General features: G+C 66.2%; 11 protein-coding genes. All 11 read right to left on the reverse strand.

The genetic code is table 11. From position 1 onward, the window contains the following. Positions 1–54 precede the first annotated feature (54 nt). Positions 55–1,509: a flagellin N-terminal helical domain-containing protein gene (locus ACLB1G_RS23790; protein ID WP_491629731.1), complete on the reverse strand. Its 1,455-nt coding sequence runs from the start codon at positions 1,507–1,509 to the stop codon at positions 55–57. Positions 1,510–1,619: 110 nt separating this feature from the next. Next, entirely contained in the window at positions 1,620–3,215 is a 1,596-nt protein-coding gene (locus ACLB1G_RS23795) for an SEL1-like repeat protein (protein WP_491629732.1), read from the reverse strand. Positions 3,216–3,221: 6 nt separating this feature from the next. Beyond that, positions 3,222–5,498, reverse strand: a complete 2,277-nt coding sequence (locus tag ACLB1G_RS23800; RefSeq protein ID WP_491629733.1) for a putative bifunctional diguanylate cyclase/phosphodiesterase — start codon at positions 5,496–5,498, stop codon at positions 3,222–3,224. A gap of 7 nt (positions 5,499–5,505) precedes the next feature. Beyond that, positions 5,506–7,671 (reverse strand): HDOD domain-containing protein, encoded by a 2,166-nt coding sequence (locus ACLB1G_RS23805; RefSeq protein ID WP_491629734.1) that lies wholly within the window; start codon positions 7,669–7,671, stop codon positions 5,506–5,508. Between the two features lie 210 nt (positions 7,672–7,881). Beyond that, on the reverse strand, positions 7,882–9,162 hold the full coding sequence (locus ACLB1G_RS23810; protein WP_491629735.1) for a multidrug effflux MFS transporter: 1,281 nt from the start codon (positions 9,160–9,162) through the stop codon (positions 7,882–7,884). A 105-nt stretch (positions 9,163–9,267) separates the two neighbouring features. Next, positions 9,268–10,470: a THUMP domain-containing class I SAM-dependent RNA methyltransferase gene (locus ACLB1G_RS23815; protein ID WP_491629736.1), complete on the reverse strand. Its 1,203-nt coding sequence runs from the start codon at positions 10,468–10,470 to the stop codon at positions 9,268–9,270. 33 nt (positions 10,471–10,503) lie between these two features. After that, the gene (locus ACLB1G_RS23820) at positions 10,504–10,932 is read right to left on the reverse strand and encodes a CopD family protein (RefSeq protein ID WP_491629737.1); all 429 of its coding nucleotides are present in this window, start codon (positions 10,930–10,932) and stop codon (positions 10,504–10,506) included. 12 nt (positions 10,933–10,944) lie between these two features. Further along, positions 10,945–12,210, reverse strand: coding sequence for a glutamate-5-semialdehyde dehydrogenase (locus tag ACLB1G_RS23825; protein WP_491629738.1), 1,266 nt, complete (start codon positions 12,208–12,210; stop codon positions 10,945–10,947). A 41-nt stretch (positions 12,211–12,251) separates the two neighbouring features. Next, positions 12,252–13,268 carry a DNA polymerase III subunit delta gene (gene holA / locus ACLB1G_RS23830; RefSeq protein ID WP_491629739.1) on the reverse strand — a complete coding sequence of 339 codons (1,017 nt, stop codon included), beginning with the start codon at positions 13,266–13,268 and terminating at the stop codon, positions 12,252–12,254. Positions 13,269–13,276: 8 nt separating this feature from the next. Further along, on the reverse strand, positions 13,277–13,882 hold the full coding sequence (locus ACLB1G_RS23835) for an LPS-assembly lipoprotein LptE (RefSeq protein ID WP_491629740.1): 606 nt from the start codon (positions 13,880–13,882) through the stop codon (positions 13,277–13,279). A 5-nt stretch (positions 13,883–13,887) separates the two neighbouring features. Then, positions 13,888–16,518: a leucine--tRNA ligase gene (leuS, locus tag ACLB1G_RS23840; protein WP_491629741.1), complete on the reverse strand. Its 2,631-nt coding sequence runs from the start codon at positions 16,516–16,518 to the stop codon at positions 13,888–13,890. Positions 16,519–16,538: the final 20 nt, after the last annotated feature.

Genomic DNA, 16,538 nt, shown 5'->3' on the forward strand with positions numbered 1-16,538 from the left:
CACGGCAAGCCGCCGCCACGATGCCATGGCCGTGTTGAAACGGGTTGCTGGCGCTCAGCGCAGCAGGATCAGGGCATACTGGGGCTGCGCATTGGCCTGCGCCACCATCGCAGCCCCGGCCTGGCGCAGGATCTGGCCGCGCGTCAGCTGCGCGGTCTCGCTGGCGTAATCGGTGTCGCGGATGCGCGAGCGCGCCGCCGACAGGTTGACGGCGCTGTCGTCGGCCTGCGACTGCGCCGCCAGCATGCGGTTCTGGGCCGCGCCCAGCTGGCTGCGGATCTGGCTGATGGTGTCTATCTTGCCGTCCAGGTAGTCGATGGCGTCGCTGGCGCCGCCGTGGGTGGACAGGTCGATGGGCGGCTCGCCCGCGCTGTAGATATCCTTGAGCACCAGCTCGCGCGCGCCGGTAGGCTGCGAACTCTGGCGACCGCCGCTCAGTCCCACCGATTCCGGACTGCGCCCGCCGATGGCCAGGGTGTGCGCGCCCAGCCGGGTTTCGGTCACCGTCACGCTGCCCCGGTAGGCGCCCAGCGCCAGCCCCAGCGAACCGGCATAGCCGGCGCCAGATTCCGCCACCTCGATGTTGCGGCCGTCGGCCGCGCTCAGGGTCAGGGTGGCGCCATCGGCACTAGCGCTCACGCCCGTATCCGCCGCCGCCGCGCTGATGGCCGCCGCCGCGCTGGCGGCCCGCGCCGCCGCGCTGCCGCCAGAAATGGCGCCGATGGCAACGCCGTTGATGGATAGGCCCGCATTCGGCAGCGCTCCTGCCGCTCCCGCCTGCACTTCCCAGATGGTACTGGCGGTGGCGGCGACGTCGCGCAGGTTGGCGGCGTTGACGGCGGCCGCCACCGCGTAGGCGCTGTCCGCCCCCTGGCCCGGCCTGGCGCCCGCCACCGAGGCGCCCACCGCCCCATTGCGTATGGTGAGGGCGCCGGCCAGCAGCGCGCCCTTGACCTGTTCCCCCTTGACCGTGACCTGGTGCTGCGACACATCCACCAACCCGGTGTTGTACCCGCGCGGTACCAGCGCAGCCTGCAGGTTGAGGTGGATGGTCTGGCCAGCCTGCGCCCCCACCTGCAGCTGGGTGGAGAAGGTGCCGTCCAGCAGCGCGCGGCCGTTGAAGGTGGCGCCTTCGGCGATGCCGATGTTGGCCGCCGCCAGCGCATCGGCCTCCTGCTGCAGGGAGGCGCGGTCCAGTACATTGTTGCTGTCGTTGGCGGCCTGCACGGCCAGCTCGCGCATGCGCTGCAAGTTATCCGCCAGGCGGCCCGCCGCGCCGTCGGCCACCTGCAGCAGCGAGACACCGTCGCTGATATTGCGCGAAGCGCGCTGCATGCCGCGCACGCCGGCCTCCATGCGCTCGCTGATCGCCAGCCCGGCCGCGTCGTCGGCCGCGCTGTTGATGCGCTGGCCGGTGGACAGCTTCTGCAGGCTGGCGGCCACCTCCCCCCCGGCGCGCTCGTAGCTGCGCTGGGCGCCCAGGCTGGAGAGGTTGGTGTTGATCTGCATGGCTTCCGCTTGTTTTTCTGCTTATCGTTCTGGTAACGGCAGAAAATCCGGCGGCTTGAATCCCTGGGCACCTGTCGCCGCAACGACGCCAGGCGATGTTGAACAGCTTCCTAATCAGGCAGGATGGCCAGGCGGTCGCGGGCCAAGGTCAGCGCGGCCGGATTGAGCCGGGCGGCGGCGCTCTGCAGGTATTTGGACGCGGCCGCGATGCCGGCCTGCTCGGCCCGCGCCAGCCATTGCCAGGCCTGGGCCGGATCGGCCGCCGTGCCATGGCCGCTCAGGCACATCAGGCCGGCGTTGAACTGGGCGCGTGCATGTCCCTGGCGCGCGGCCTGCACATACCAGTGATAGGCCTGGGCCGGGTCCTGCGCCATGCCCTGGCCGCTGTCGCAGCGCAGTCCCAGCGCGAACTGGGCCTGGACATGGCCCTGCAAAGCCGCCTTGCGGTACCAGTGGTTGGCCTGCACCGGATCAGGCTGCGGACCGTCGTCGCGGTCGTGCAGCAGGCCCAGGCTGTACTGGGCCGCCACATAATCCTGCTCGGCGGCGCGGCGGTACCAGCCCATGGCCTTGCGCTGGTCCTGCGGCACGCCGTGTCCTGTCTCGTAGCGCAGGCCCAGCTCGAACTGGGCCCGCAAGTGGCCCTGGTCGGCCGCCTTGCGGTACCAGAAGATGGCTTCCTGCGCATCCTGCACCCCGCCCACACCGGCGTCGAACAGCTGGCCCAGGTGGTACTGCGCGGCCGGGTGGCCCTGCTCGGCCGCCTTGCGGTACCAGTGCAGCGCCTGCCCCTGGTCCTGCGGCACGCCCTGGCCGTGCTGGTAGCGCAGCCCCAGGTTGTTCTGCGCCCCCGCGTGGCCTTGCTCGGCGGCCTTGCGGTACCACTCCAGCGCCTTCTGCTCGTCGCGCGGCACGCCCTGGCCATTATCGTAGATCAGGCCCAGGTTGAACTGCGAGCTGACGTGGTTCTGCTCCGCCGCGCGCCGGTACCACATGATGGCTTTCTGGCTGTCCTGGCCTATGCCCTCGCCCTTGTCGAAGCGCAGGCCGAGATTGAACTGGGCCGGCGCATAGCCCTGGTCGGCCGCCTTGCGGAACCAGGACATGGCCTGGACCGTATCCTGCGGCACGCCCTGGCCGTTCTCGTAGCGCAGCCCGAGGTTGAACTGGGCCCGCGCGTAGCCCTGCTCGGCGGCCTTGCGGTACCAGGCGATGGCCTGCTGGTAATCCTGCGGCACGCCCTTGCCGCTGTCGTACATCATGCCCAGGTTGTTCTGGGCGCCGGCGTCGCCCTGCTCGGCGGCCTTGCTGAACCAGTGCATGGCTTGCTGGCTGTCGGCTTCCACGCCCTGGCCCTTGGCGTACAGCCAGCCCAGGTTGTACTGGGCCGCCGCGTAGCCTTGCTCGGCCGCCAGGCGGTACCAGCGCGCCGCCTCCAGGCAATCCATGGGCACGCCCTGGCCCTTCTGGTACATCACCCCCAGGTTGTACTGGGCGTGTTCCAAGCCGGCGTCGGCCGCGCGCCGGTACCAGGCCACCGCCTGTTCATAATCCCGGGCCACGCCCTGGCCGTTGAAATACATGAAGCCCAGGCTGTGCTGGGCATTGACCACGCCGCGCTCGGCCAGGCCCTTGATGCGCAGGTATTCGGCGGTGTAGCTGGCCTCGTCGGCCGGCACGCCCTCGCCAGGACTATGCTTTTCCATCGCGCCTCAAGCCTGGAAGGCCACCATGGCCGGCGCGTGCTCGCCGGTCAATACCTGCAGGGCCGGCAGCGCGTGCTGCACGGCGCTGCGCTGGTCCTGCAGCACCTGCAGGAAGGCGCTCAGCGACACCGGCCGGTGGTACAAATAGCCCTGCATGGTGTGGCAGCCGTTGGCCTTCAGGTAGCGCGCCTGCACCTCGGTCTCCACCCCTTCCGCCACCAGGTGCAGCCCCAGCCCGCGCGCGATCGAGATGATGGCCAGGATCACCGGATAGTGGCCATGCTCGTCGTGGATCTCCTTGACGAAGGACTGGTCGATCTTGATGGTGTGGATGGGGAAGCGGTGCAGGTAGGACAGCGAGGAATAGCCGGTGCCGAAATCGTCGATGGCCACCGACACGCCCAGCTGGCACAGCTTGTTGAGCTGCTCGATGGCGTACTGCGGGTTGCGGATGCAGATGTTCTCGGTGATCTCGACCTCGATCTGGGCCGGCGAAATGCCGTAGCGGGTCAACGCGCCGCGCATTTTCTCGAAGAAGTCGCCCCGGTCCAGGTATTGCGGCGACAGGTTGAGCGACAGCCGTATGGCCTCGCCGCCGGCCGCGTTCCATTGCAGCAGGTCGCGGCACAGCGCGCCCAGCATCCAGTCCGAGATCGGCAGCATCAAGCCGTTTTCCTCCGCGAAGGGCAGGAATTCGCCGGCCGCCAGCAGGCCGCGCTGCGGATGGTTCCAGCGCATCAGGCCCTCGGCGCCGATGATGCGGCCGGTGGCCACGTCCACCTGCGGCTGGTAGTACATTTCCAGCTCGTTCTGTTCCAGCGCCTTGCGCAGGCTTTGCTCCAGCGCGATCTTCTGGTGCGACACGTCCAGCATGGAGTTGTGATAGAAGCTGTGGCCGTTCTTGCCCTGGGCTTTGACCTGGTACATGGCGATGTCCGCATGGCGCAGCAGTTCATCGATGGTCTCGCCATCGCCCGGATACACGGCGATCCCGATCGAGGCCGAGATGTGCACCTCGTTGCCCCCCAGGTCGAAGGGCTTGTGCAGGCACTCCAGGAACTTGTCGGCGATGGCCATGGCGTCGGCGCGGTCGCGCAGCTCGGGCAGCACGATGGTGAATTCGTCACCGCCCTGGCGCGCCAGGGTGTCGCCGCGCCGCAGGCAATCCTTCAGGCGCAGCGCCACCTGCTGCAGCAATTCATCGCCCTTGACGTGGCCCAGGGTGTCGTTCACCAGCTTGAAGCGGTCCAGGTCGACGAACATCACGGCCAGTTCGGTGAGCTTGCGCTTGGCCTGGATCACGGCCAGGCCCAGGCGGTCCTTGAACAGCATGCGGTTGGGCAGGTCGGTCAGGATGTCGTGGTAGGCCTGGTAGGAAATCACTTCCTCGGCGCGCTTGCGGTCGGTGATGTCGCGCGCCACCCCGTAGATGCCGAACAGCTCCTGGCGGCGCTGGCGCTGCTCCGGCAGCTGCATGCCGATTTCGTTGAGCGGTATCGGCATCAGGGTATTGTTGAAGGTGCGCTCCACGCCGCCGCCGTTGGCGCAGCGCAGGCGCAGCTCGACGTTGCGTGCGCTGCGGTCGCCCTCGCGCTTGTCGCTGAATACGTAGCGGGCCCGCTCCCGGTCTTCCTCATGCACCAGGGACGAGTAGTGCTTGCCGATCAGCTCCTCGCGGGTAAAGCCCAGCAGCTGCTGCACGCGGTCATTGACGAAGGTGAAGCAGCCCTCGTGGTCGAGGGTGTAGATGATGTCCGGCGAGCTGTCCACCAGGTTGCGGTACATCTTCTCCGAATTTTCCAGCCGGGTGGCGATGCGCGCGTTGTCGATCGCCAGGCGGCGCTTCTGCAGTGCGTTTTCCACCGTCTTGAGCAATTCCTCGCGGCTGTAGGGCTTGCGCAGGTAATCGTAGGCGCCGCGCTTCAAGGCGCCGATGGCGGCGTCGATGCCGACCTCCCCGCTCATCACGATCACGTCGCCGTCCAGCCCCCTGGCGTTGATGAAGTCCATGATCTCGTGGCCGCCGATATCGGGCAGGCGCAGGTCCAGCAGGACCAGGTCGAACCGCATTTTGGTCAGGTGCGCCAGGGCTTCCTCGCCACAGCTGGCGGTCACCAGCTGGTAGTCGCGGTCGCGCAGCAGTTCGTACAGCGAGGACAGCAAGCGGGGTTCGTCATCGACCAGCAGCAGGCGCGGGGTATACACACCCTCGTCGGCGGCGGCGCTTGCATCTCCCGGGCGGTGGTCTGGGGCCAGGTGGGCGCCGGCGGTTATCAGGTTCATGATGGCCTTACACGGAATCCATCGCCCGCGGCTGGCCGCCGGCGAGTTGGCTGGTACTGCCCTTGGCGGGCAGCAGGATTTCAAACGCGGTACCGGCGCGGCCGGAGCGGCAGGTGATCAGACCCTGCATTTTCTTGACCAGGCCATGCACGATGGACAGGCCCAGGCCGTGGTGCGCGCCCTCCTTGGCGCTGCGCACCGGCGAGAACAAATTGGCCAGCACCTCGGTCGACAGGCCGGGGCCGGTGTCGGCCACCACCAGCTCCAGGTACAGCCGGCGCTCGCGGTTGACGTGGCCGCGGTTGGCGATCTCGATGGTGCCGCCGTCCGGCATGGCCTCCACCGCGTTCTTGATCAGGTTGACGAGGATTTGCTTGAGCAGGTCGGCGTCGCCGTCGATCTCGGCCGGCTCCTCCTGCATGCGCACCAGGATCTGCACCGAAGCCGGCACGAAGTCGGTGGCGCGGAACAGGCGCAGCACTTCGTTGACCACGCGGCCGGCATCGGTCACGCGGCCCGCTTCGCTGGGCTGCAGATCGGCCAGGCCGTTGATCAGCTGGCCGACGCGGTCGATTTCCTCGTTCAGGATGGACATCTCGCCCACCACAGGTTCGCGCCGCGCCAGCTTGGCGTCCAGCACCGACAGGTAGTTCTTGATGATGGACAGCGGGTTGTTCACCTCGTGCACCACGCGCCGCGACGCTTCCCGGTATTCCTCCGCCACGCTGGCGATCTGGCGCCTGGCGTGGCCGCGCTCGGACAGCGAGGTCTCCAGCGCGCTGGCGGCCTGGTTGCCGAACGATTGCAGGAAGCGTTCGCGCTTCTGGTAGCCGGCCATCTGCCAGGCGCCGGCGCCGCCGACCAGCAGGCCGAAGCAGCGCTGGTTGGCCACCAGCGGCAGGCACACGGCGCTGTCGCTGCCGATCAGGCGCAGCAGCTGTTCCTCGGCCAGGCCCAGTCCCGGGGTGGCGCGGCCCAGGTAGGCCAGCTTGCGCTCCACGGCGGCCTGCGCCACCGGGCCGCCCTTGGCCAGCGGGATGGAGAACTCGGCCAGGCGCTGCTGGTTCTCGCCGGTGGGCACGCCCACCAGCGCGTGGCCGGTGGGATTTTCCAGCAGCAGCACGGCCGACTCGAAATCGAACAGGATGCGGGCCGAGCGCGTCATGGCTTCCAGCAGGCCGCTTTCGCCCTGCTGGCGCGAGAAGGTCTGGCCCATCTCGGACACCAGCACCATGTTGCGCACTTCCTCCGACAGGCGCTGCTGCACCGGGTCCACCGGCGGCGGCGGCACGTAGGCCGGCGGCGCCACGATCTCGTCGGCGCCGGCGATGTCGATGCCCAGGTAGGCGGCCGATTTTTCCACCTGGCGGTCAGCGTTGTTCATGATGGTAGTGAGCGCATCCTCGTCCATGCCGACCAGGCGGGCGGCGTCGGCCACGACTTGGTCATGGGCGTCGCCCTCGTCATCCTTGCGGTGGTAGCACAGCAGGTGGGCGGCGCGCACCAGGCGTATCAGCGGATGGGCCGATTCCAGGCGCGCCACCGGCTCGTGGTGATACAGCACGCTGTCGGCCAGGAAGGAGTCCAGGTGCCAGCGCTCGATCAGCCAGGCGCCCGCCTCGGAATGGGTGATCTGCAGGGTGCGCTGCTCCACCGCGCACAGGGCCTCGTCGTCGCACGCCATGAAGTTGACGGCGTATTCCTTGGGCGCGGTGGCCAGCAGGGCCAGGCGGCCGACGTTGTGCAGCAGGCCGGCCAGGTAGGCTTCCTCCACATGCGGGTAATTCATCTTCCTGGCCAGGTCGCGCGCGATCACGGCCGTGGTCAGCGAGCTTTTCCAGAACAGGCGCAAGTCGGTGCTGCCGGAATGGGGGAAGCTGTTGAAGGTCTGGAACACGGATTCGCTGATCACCAGGGTCTTGATCATGTCCGTGCCCAGCGAGACCAGGCACTGCTCCAGGCCCACCGCGCGGTTGCGGTGGTAGGCCGAGCTGTTGGCCACCGTGAGTATCTTGCTGGTCATGGCGGCATCCTTGGCGATCAAGGCTGCCAGTTCGGGCATGCCGGCATCGTCGGCCTGCAGATGCTCGATCAACTTGATGAGGATCTGCGGCATGGCCGGCAACCGCGCAATCAGCAGGCGGTTGCGTATATCGTGATCAGGTTGTGACATCGTATCCAGCATTGCCGCCCTAAGACATAGGATGTGGCTGCGCACGGTCTGGGCACTACCACGGTTGATGGTTCCCTCTATCCACGGAACAAGGCGGTTTTTCGGCCTCTGTTCCCGGCTTAAAAAATGATACTAACACAAAGACCTAGTAACTTATCAGCAAGCAAGATTTCCCATCAAACTTTTTTTGACTTTTCCATTAATAAATTGTTACATTTGTTCGCGCCCTGACAACAGTCTTTTGTAATAACGCGACATCAGCCACAAAACCAGGGCCGCCCCGGTGAAAAACGCCTGTCCGGCGGCCAGCGCCAGCACCGAATGCGACAGCGCCGGGGCCACCACGCCGGCCACGATGGCGCCCAGCAGGGTATTGGCGAACGACTGGCAGGACGCCACCGTGCCGCGAATGTGGGGAAACAGGTCCAGCGCCAGCAGGGTGGCGGCGGGCGACACCATGGACATGCCGAAAGCATAGAAGAACAGCGGCGCCACCGTCCACGGCAGCGAGGGCGGCTGCCAGGCGTGCCAGGCCAGGTTGCACAGGGAGGCCGCCAGCATGAAGCAGAAGCCGATACGGATCTGGCGCGCGAAGGCGATGCGGCCGGCCACGCGGTTGGCCGCCAGCGCTCCCAGGAACAGGCCGCTCACGGTGGGGATGAACAGCCAGCCGAACTGGCTGGGGCCCAGGTGCAGCTGCTGCGGCAGCATTTCCGGCGCCGCCGTGATGTACAGGAACAGGCCGGCGAAATTGAGCGCCACCACGCCCGACTTCATGTGGAACAGCGGCGAGCGCATCACCTGGGCATAGTTGCGGGCCAAAAAGCGCGGATTGAACGGATGCCTTTTGGACGGCGGCAGGGTCTCCGGCAGGCGCCGGTAACAGTACAGCAGCAGGCCTGCCGTGTACACCAGCAGCGACAGGAAGATGGTGCGCCACTCGGACAGGGTGACGATCCAGCCGCCCAGCACCGGCGCCACCGCCGGCGCGATGGAAAAAATCATGGTGACCATGGACAGCAGCCGGGCCGCCTCGGCGTCGTGGTACAGGTCGCGGATGATGGCGCGCCCCACCACCACCCCGGCCCCGGCCGACACCCCCTGCAGCACGCGGAACGCCCACAGATAATGCACCGAGTGCGCCGAAGCGCAGCCCAGGGTGCCGATGCCGAACATGAACAGCGACACCAGGATGACGTTGCGGCGGCCGAAGGCGTCCGACAGCGCGCCATGCCACAGCACCATGCCGGCAAAGGACAGCATGTAGAAGGTCAGGCTTTGCTGCACTTCCAGCGGGGTGGCGCGCAGCGAGGACTGGATGGCGGGGAAGGCCGGCAGGTAGGCGTCGATCGAGAATGGCCCCAGCATGGACAGCGCGGCCAGCATCATGGCCAGGCCGGCCGGGCCGGGCAGCTTGACGTGGTGCGGCTCCGGTTCGGGCACGTCGATGTCGGGGTCGGGTGGGAGATTGCTGGGAGGTGTGGGGAACATGGCGGCCTGCAAAAAAAACAAGGGCCATCGCATCCGCAATGGCCCGCTACGCTGCGTATTATGCCGCCGCCCGAAAAAGAGGACTGACTCCAGGGCGGCGCGTGGTCAGGCGTCTTTCGGCTTGGCGGCGTCGCGGCGGTTGAAGCCGGCCACCATGTCGAAGCGGAACAAGCGGCATTCCAGGGCGCCGTTGAAGAAGGGCGTCTTGCGCGATTCCTTCAGGCGCAGCAGCTTGGGCAGGCCCAGGTCGGCCGTGAACAGGAAGGCGGTCCAGCCGGCGAAGCGCTGCTTCAGGGTGGCGCTGAAGGCCGCGTAGAAGCTGTTGGCCAGTTCATCCTCCGGCAGGGTGCTGTCGCCGCGCACGCCGATACGCTCGCCGTAGGGCGGGTTGGTCAGCAGGATGCCCGGCTGCTCGGTGGGCGCCTTCACTTCCTGGGCCTCGATCTGCTTGAGCGGCACCTCGAACATAATGCCGGCGCTGCGCAGGTTGTGGCGCGTCATGGCCACCATGTCGCCCGAGATGTCGGAGCCGAAGATGGTGGGTTCGGCCGGCAGCGGGTTGGGCTTGATGGCGGCTTTCATGGCCTGCCACGGGGCCGGATCGAAATCGTTGAAGGCCTCGAAGGCGAAGCGGCGCCGCGCGCCAGGCGGAATGCCCTGCACCATCTGTGCGGCCTCGCACAGGATGGTGCCGGAACCGCACATGGGATCGAACAGCGGCGTGCCCGGCTTCCAGCCCGAGACGCGCAGCAGGCCGGCCGCCAGGTTTTCACGCAGCGGCGCATCGCCGGTTTCCTCGCGCCAGCCGCGCTTGAACAGGGCCTCGCCCGAGGTGTCCAGGTAGATGATGAACTGGTGCGCGTCCAGGAAGCCGGCGATACGCATGTCGGGTTCCTTGGTGTCCACCGAGGGACGCTTGTTGAACTGGTCGCGGAAGCGGTCGCAGATGGCGTCCTTGATCTTCAGCGTGATGAACTCCAGGCTTTTCAGCGGCGACTTGACAGCCGTGACGTCGACCCGGATGGTATGGTCGTAGCTGAACCAGTCTTCCCAGGGCTGGGCCAGCACCAGGTCGTAGATGTCGTTCTCGTTCTTGTAGCCGGTCACGCCCATGCGCATCAGCACCCGCGAGGCTATGCGTGAATGCAAATTCATGCGGTAGGCGTCCTGCAGTTCGCCGGAGACGTGCACGCCGCCCGGCACCTGGTTGTGCACCTTCATGGTGGTGCTTTGCTGGGCGATTTCGCCCAGCTCCTCGGCCAGCGCCGCTTCCATGCCGCGCGGGCATGGGCAAAAGAATGAAGCCATAAGGTGTACCCTTTATCCGTTAAATTACTTGCCTCAGAAAGGCTTTACCACGACCAGTATCACGATTGCCAGCAGCATGAACACCGGGATCTCGTTGAACACGCGGAACCACTTGTGGCTGCGGGTGTTGGCGCCGCGCTCGAATTTTTTCAGGATGCCGCCGCAGGCGTGGTGATAGCCTATCACCAGCACCACGAACAGCAGCTTGGCGTGCATCCAGGCCGGCATGTGGAAGCCGTCCGGCGTGGCGTACTGCAGATACAGCGTGATGGCGCCGAACACCACGGCCGGCACCGACAGCCACATCGAAAAGCGGTACAGCTTGCGCGCCATGGCCAGCAGCCGCGCCACCGTGGCCGGTTCGTTCTCCATCGCCAGGTTGACGTAGATGCGCGGCAGGTAGAACACGCCGGACATCCAGGCGATCACGAAGAAGACGTGCAGGGCTTTCATCCAGAGCATGGCGTTCCTTTTTTAGTTGCGTACTTCACCGTGGCCGAACACCACGTATTTGAGGGAGGTCAATCCTTCCAGTCCCACCGGGCCGCGCGCGTGCAGCTTGTCGTTGGAGATGCCGATTTCGGCGCCCAGGCCGTATTCGAAACCGTCGGCGAAGCGGGTCGAGGCGTTCACCATCACGCTGGCCGAATCGACTTCACGCAGGAAGCGCATGGCGTCGCTGTAGTCCTCGGTGACGATGGCCTCGGTGTGCCTGGACGAATAGCGGTTGATGTGATCCATGGCTTCATCGATACCCTCCACCACTTTCACGGCCAGGATGGGCGCCAGGTATTCGGTGGCCCAGTCCTGCTCGGTGGCCGGCGACAGGAAGCGGTAGCCGGCCAGGATGGCGGCCGCTTCCTCGTCGGCGCGCAGCTCGACCTGTCTGGTCTCGTACAGCTCCGCCAGTTTGGGCAGCACGGTGGGCGCGATGGCGCGCGCCACCAGCAGGGTTTCCATGGTGTTGCAGGTGCCATAGCGGTGACACTTGGCGTTGAAGGCGATGTCCAGCGCCTTGCGCATATCGGCCCTGGCGTCGATGTAGACGTGGCAGATGCCGTCCAGATGCTTGATCATGGGGACTGTGGCTTCTTCCATCAGGCGCGCGATCAGGCCCTTGCCGCCGCGCGGCACGATCACGTCCACGTATTGCGGCATGGTGATCAGGGCGCCGACGGCGGCGCGGTCGGTGGTGTCCACCACCTGCACCGCGTCGTCCGGTAGGCCGGCGCCGGTCAGGCCTTCCTGCACCAGTTTGGCCAGGGCGCGGTTGCAATGGATGGCTTCCGAGCCGCCGCGCAAAATGGTGGCGTTGCCGCTCTTGATGCACAGGCCGGCCGCGTCCACCGTCACGTTGGGACGGGCTTCGTAGATGATGCCGATCACGCCCAGCGGCACCCGCATCTGGCCGACCTGGATCCCGGTCGGGCGGAATTTCAGGCCGCTGATCTCGCCTATCGGGTCGGGCAGCGCGATGATCTGGCGCAGGCCCTCGACCATGGTGGCGATAGCCTTGTCGGACAATGCCAGGCGGTCCAGCATGGCCGGCGCCAGGCCGCTGGCGGCAGCGGCGTCCAGGTCCTGCTGGTTGGCAGCGCGCAGCAGGGCGGCGTCGCGCTCGATGGCGTCGGCGATCAGCGCCAGCGCGCGGTTGCGGGTGGCGGAGTCGGCGCGGGCCATGGCGCGCGATGCGGCGCGCGCCTGTTGCCCGACTTGTTCCATGTACTGTTTGATGTCCATTGCGGTTCCAGTGTCCTGTGCGGGCCGCGGGAAGCCAGCCATCAGCCGCGCGCGACTTTCAGCGCCAGCTGCAGCATCGCATCCCAGGCGTCGCCGGCATATGCCTTGGCGCGCAAGCCCTTGATCATTTTATCCACCTGGGCCGCGTCCTTCATGGCGGCTTCCAGCGTCGCCAGCGAAATGCGGCGCAGCGCCGGGTCCATCATGCGTTCGCGCGGTCCCCAGATCCGGTATTCCTTCAGCAGGGCGCCCAGCGGCCGCCCCTGCGCCATGCCCGCCTTCAGCTTGAGCAGGGTGCGGATTTCCTCCGACACCGCCCACAGCACCAGCGGCAGCGCCTCGCCCTCGCCTTTCAAGCCTTCCAGCATGCGCAGCAAGCGGGCCGGGTCGCCGGCCAGCATGGCTTCGCTCAGCTTGAACACGTCGTAACGCGCCACGTTCAGCACCGCGTCATGCACCTGTTCGTAGGTCAGCTTGCCCGGCTCGTGCAGCAGCGCCAGCTTTTGTATCTCCTGGTGCGCCGCCAGCAAATTGCCCTCCACGCGATCGGCGATGAAGTCCAGGCTCTGGCGGTCCGCGCTCTGCCCTTGTGCGGCAAGGCGCTGGCTGATCCAGCCCGGTAAATGATTCCGTTCCACCTGTGCGATGTCGATGTACACCGCGGCCTGCTGCAGGCTGGCCACCCAGGCCGCCTTTTGCGTCTGCCAGTCCAGCTTGGGCAGGGTGATCAGGGTCAGGTTGTCCGGACTCAGGTCTTTCACATAACTTTGCAGGGCCGCGCCGCCATCCTTGCCCGGCTTGCCGGTGGGGATGCGCAGCTCGATCAGCTTCTTGTCCCCGAACAGCGACAGGGCCTGGTTGGCGGCCAGCAGCTCGCCCCACTTGAAGCTGCGCTCCACGGTCAGCACTTCGCGTTCCGAGTAGCCCTGGCTGCGCGCCGCGCGGCGTATCTTGTCGGCCGCCTCCAGCGCCAGCAGGTGCTCGTCGCTGGTGATCACGTACAGCGGCGCCAACGGCTTGGCCAGGTGCGCATCGAGCGCGTCAGCCCGCAATTGCATGGTTGTCCCTACTGCTTGCCGTCGGCCGGCGCAGCGTCAACCGGCGCCTTGACCGGCGTGGCCGGCGCGACCGACATGGTGACCTTGGGCTTGAGGGCCGCCAGGCGGCGCATCATCTGCTGCACCAGGTCGGTCCGCATGTCCTTGTACAGCTGCGCTTCTTCCTGCTCCTTGGCCAGCAACTGGGTTTCGTTGAAGGTGATGGGGCGGGTCAGGGTGATACGCGTCGGCGCCAACAACTCGTTGTTCTGGCTGTCGATCACGCGGAACACGATGTTATAGCTCAGCAGGTACTCGCGCACGCGGCCATTCTTGTCCAGCGACAGGATGCTCTTGGAGCGGGTCTTCTCGGGGTCGGTGAGGACCTCGATGATGCCGTCGGCGCCGGCGGCCTTGTTGACCACCGTGGTGCCGCCGTTGGCGCGGATGTTGCGCTTGAGTTCAACGGCCAGCGGCGACCCGTCCGGCAGCCCGACATACATGGTCGGGAATGGCAGCAAATAGCTGCCGCCCTGCCCGCGCAGGTGGAAACCGCAGGCCGACAGCAGCAGGGCCAGCGCCAGCAGGGCGCCCCACAGCCGGCCGCGGCGGAACAGGTCGGAAGTCGTCGCCATATGCCTTACACCACGATGTTGATCAGTTTACCGGGCACCACGATGACCTTCTTGGGCGTGCCCTCGATGAACTTCTGCACGCCCTCGGCTGCCAGCGCGGCCGCTTCGATGCTGGCCTTGTCGGCGCCCTTGGGCACCACCACGCTGCCGCGCAGCTTGCCGTTCACCTGTATCATCATCTCGATTTCGGCCTGCTCCAGCGCAGCCGGATCGACCTGCGGCCACGGCGCGTTCAGCAGGTCGCCAGCCGATTTGCCATAACCCAGCTCTTCCCACAGCACGTGGGTGATGTGCGGTGCGACCGGGTTCAGCAGGCGCAGGAAGATGGCATAGCCTTCCGACAGCACGGCCGCTTCCGCGTCCTTGGCCGATTCCAGGGTGTTGAGCATCTTCATGCAGGCCGACACCACGGTGTTGTACTGGATGCGCTTGATGTCGTAGTCGGCCTGCTGCAGGATCTTGTGCAGTTCGCGGCGCAGGGCTTTCCCGGCGTCGGTGGAGGCGGCCGCCACCAGCGGCGAACCGGCCGCCACGATGGCCTCGCGCTGCGCGTAGCCGAACGCCCACACGCGGCGCAGGAAGCGGTTGGCGCCTTCCACGCCGGTGCCCGACCATTCCAGGGTCTGTTCCGGCGGCGAGGCGAACATGGTGAACAGGCGCGCGGTGTCGGCGCCGTACTGTTCGATCTGGGCTTGCGGGTCGATGCCGTTGTTCTTGGACTTGGACATCTTCTCGGTGCCACCTATCTGCACCGGCTGGCCGTCCGCCTTCAGGGTGGCGCCCTGCGGGCGGCCCTTGTCGTCCAGGGTCAGGTCGACGTCGGCCGGGTTGAACCAGGTCTTCTTGCCCGCTTCATCCTCGCGGTAGTAGGTTTCGTTGAGCACCATGCCCTGAGTCAGCAGGTTGACGAAGGGCTCGTCGAACTTGACCAGGCCGAAGTCGCGCATGATCTTGGTCCAGAAGCGCGCGTACAGCAGGTGCATGACGGCGTGTTCGATGCCGCCGATGTACTGGTCCATGGGCATCCAGTAATCGTTGCGCTCGTCCACCATGGCGTCATTGGAACCGGGGGAGGTATAGCGCATGTAGTACCAGGACGAGTCCACGAAGGTGTCCATGGTGTCGGTCTCGCGGCGCGCCGGCTTGCCGCACTGCGGACAGTCGCACTGGAGGAAGGCTTCATACTTGTTGAGCGGGTTGCCGCTGCCGTCCGGCACGCAGTCTTCCGGCAGCACCACCGGCAAGTCCTTTTCCGGCACCGGTACCGAACCGCAGCTCTCGCAGTGGATCATGGGAATCGGCGTGCCCCAGTAGCGCTGGCGCGAGATGCCCCAGTCGCGCAGGCGGAAGGTGATTTTCTTCTCGCCCACGCCCTTGGCGGCCAGGTCGGCCGCCACCGCATCCACGGCGGCCGCGTAGCCCAGGCCATCGTACTTGCCGGAGTTGGTGACGATGGACACTTCCTTGTCGCCATACCATTCCTGCCAGGCGTCGGTGGAGAATGCCTGGCCCTCGGCCCGGATCACCTGCTTGATCGGCAGATTATATTTTTTGGCGAAGGCGAAGTCGCGCTCGTCGTGGGCCGGCACGCCCATCACGGCGCCGTCGCCGTAGGTCATCAGCACGTAATTGCCGACCCAGACTTCGACCTGCTCGCCGGTCAGAGGGTGGGTCACGTACAGGCCGGTCGGCAGGCCCTTTTTCTCCATGGTGGCCATGTCGGCCTCGATCACGGAACCCAGCTTGCATTCGGCGTTGAAGGCGGCCAGTTCGGCGTTGTTCTGCGCGGCGTGCACGGCCAGCGGGTGCTCGGCCGCCACGGCGCAGAAGGTCACGCCCATGATGGTGTCGGGACGGGTGGTGAACACGTACAGCTTGCCGTCGCCGATCAGGGCGCCGCTGTTGTCCTTGATGTCATGGCTGAAGGCGAAGCGCACGCCGGTGGACTTGCCTATCCAGTTGGCCTGCATGGTGCGCACGCGCTCGGGCCAGCCGGGCAGCTTGGTATCGACGTACTCCAGCAGTTCGTCGGCGTAGTCGGTGATGCGGGCGTAGTACATGGGGATTTCGCGCTTTTCGATCAGCGCGCCCGAGCGCCAGCCGCGGCCGTCCACCACCTGCTCGTTGGCCAGCACGGTCTGGTCGATGGGGTCCCAGTTCACGGTGCCGGTTTTCTTGTAGATGATGCCTTTTTCCAGCATCTTGAGGAACATCCACTGGTTCCACTTGTAGTATTCGGGCTTGCAGGCCGTCATTTCGCGCGACCAGTCAATCGCCAGGCCCATCATCTCCATCTGCGAGCGCATGTGGGCGATGTTGGAATAAGTCCATTGCGCGGGCGGCACCTGGTTGGCCATGGCGGCGTTCTCGGCCGGCATGCCGAAGGCGTCCCAGCCCATGGGCATGAGCACGTTGTAGCCGTTCATGCGCAGGTAGCGGTACATCACATCATTGATCGTATAGTTGCGCACGTGGCCCATGTGCAGTTTGCCCGACGGGTAGGGCAGCATGGAGCAAGCGTAATACTTGCCTTTCGGGAAACGCGGGTCGTTTTCCACGGCTTTGTAGGCGTCGATCGCCTTCCAGTGCGATTGGGCGGCTTTTTCAACGTCGGCGGGACTATATTTATCTTGCATGATGGTGTAGCGGCCAAAAG

It is taken from the genome of Duganella kummerowiae (assembly GCF_053572355.1).